Source organism: Pseudomonas sp. Sample_9, assembly GCF_004307535.1.
Lineage (GTDB): Bacteria > Pseudomonadota > Gammaproteobacteria > Pseudomonadales > Pseudomonadaceae > Aquipseudomonas > Aquipseudomonas mercuritolerans.
The window spans coordinates 1-1,756 of the sequence record NZ_RAZO01000163.1 but is presented as its reverse complement, the minus strand read 5'-3'; the positions used below and the strand labels follow the sequence as shown (position 1 = coordinate 1,756).

Genomic DNA, 1,756 nt, shown 5'->3' with positions numbered 1-1,756 from the left:
TTAAAGCCCACCGCAGAGCCTTGTAGGACGATCGAACAAGCGTTTCATCGGCTTGATGGCAATTTGATTACTTTGTCAGTGCGTTCTTCCGCGCAATCAGTACAATCGCCGCATTTGCCCGACCGAGAATGGAAGCAGTACGGTTTCGGCTTGTCACGAGAACGTCCATGCTCATCGGCAGCTACTCCTTCACTCTGGTTTTGATTTCGTTGTGCGTGGCCATTCTGGCCTCCTACACGGCGCTCGACCTGACCGGGCGCATCGCCACGGCGAAAGGCCGGGCCGTGCATTTCTGGACGGCGGGCGGGGCGTTGGCGATGGGCGTTGGCGTCTGGTCGATGCATTTCATCGGCATGCTTGCCTTCAAATTGCCGATCGACCTGGGCTATGACTTCGCCCTGACCGCGTTGTCATTGCTGATCGCGGTGCTGTCCTGCGGCTTTGCCTTGTGGCTGGTCAGCCAACCGAAGTTGCCACTGGTGCAACTGGCCTTCGGTGCGTTGATCATGGGAGCAGGCATCAGCGCCATGCACTACACCGGCATGGCTGCGCTGCGCATGACCCCGGGCATAGATTACGACCCGACATTGTTCAGCGCCTCCTTGCTGATTGCCGTCGGCGCGTCGGCAGCGGCATTGTGGATCGCCTTTCGCCTGCGCCAGCATTCGCCCTATGTGCGGCTGATTCGTGCCGGCGCGGCGGTGATCATGGGTGTGGCGATTGTCGGCATGCATTACACCGGCATGGCGGCGGCGCAGTTTCCTGACGGCAGTTTCTGCGGCGCGACACTCAATGGCTTGAAGGGCAATGGCCTCGACAGTCTGGTCGTGGTCACCACGCTGGCGGTGCTGTCAATTGCCTTGTTGACCTCGATCCTCGACGCCCGCCTCGAAGCGCGCACCGCTGATCTGGCGCACTCGTTGACGGTGGCCAATCGCGAACTCACCCAACTGGCCTTGCACGATCCGCTGACCAGCCTGCCCAATCGCATGTTGCTCGACGACCGCATCAATCAGGCAATCAAAAAAGTTGAAGAGCAGGGCGGTTGCTTTGCCTTGATGTTCATCGACCTCGACGGCTTCAAACCGGTCAACGACGCATTCGGCCATCACATGGGCGACCAATTGCTGCGCGAAGTCGGCGCGCGTCTGCGTGAGGATTTGCGCAGCCAGGACACCCTGGCGCGAATCGGTGGCGATGAGTTCGTTCTGCTGGTGCGCTTGAGCGAGCCCAATGACGCCTTGAGCCTGGCCGCGCGTCAGGTCGGCCTGATCGGTCGCACGTTCCGCGTCGCCGAGCATGACCTGCAGATTTCCGCCAGCGTCGGCATCGCCCTGTTTCCAGGCAACGGCGCCAACGCCCAGGAACTGCTGATGAACGCCGACGCCGCGATGTACCACGCCAAGGGCGGCGGAAAGAACGGCTACAGCTTCTTCGATGCGTCGATGAACACTAACGCGCGCAAACAACTGCAACTGTTGCAGGACCTGCGCGCGGCCATCGAGCACAACCAGTTCTGCCTGCATTACCAGCCCAAATTCGACGCCGCCAACGGTCGCCCCGTCGGTGCCGAAGCACTGCTGCGTTGGAAGCATCCGCTGCATGGCATGCTGATGCCGGACAAGTTCATTGATCTGGCGGAGAAAACCGGGCTGATCATTCCGATGGGCGAATGGGTGCTCAACGAAGCCTGCCGGCAGATGCGCGAATGGTACGTGCTCGGTTACACCGACTGGCGCATTGCCGTGAACCTCTC

1 protein-coding gene is annotated in these 1,756 nt (G+C 60.7%); it reads left to right on the top strand.

Features of this window, described 5'->3' with window-relative positions; translation table 11 throughout:
• Positions 1 to 167 precede the first annotated feature (167 nt).
• Positions 168 to 1,756: MHYT domain-containing protein (locus D6877_RS08815; protein ID WP_130910506.1), on the top strand; the 1,589-nt coding region annotated here is incomplete at its 3' end.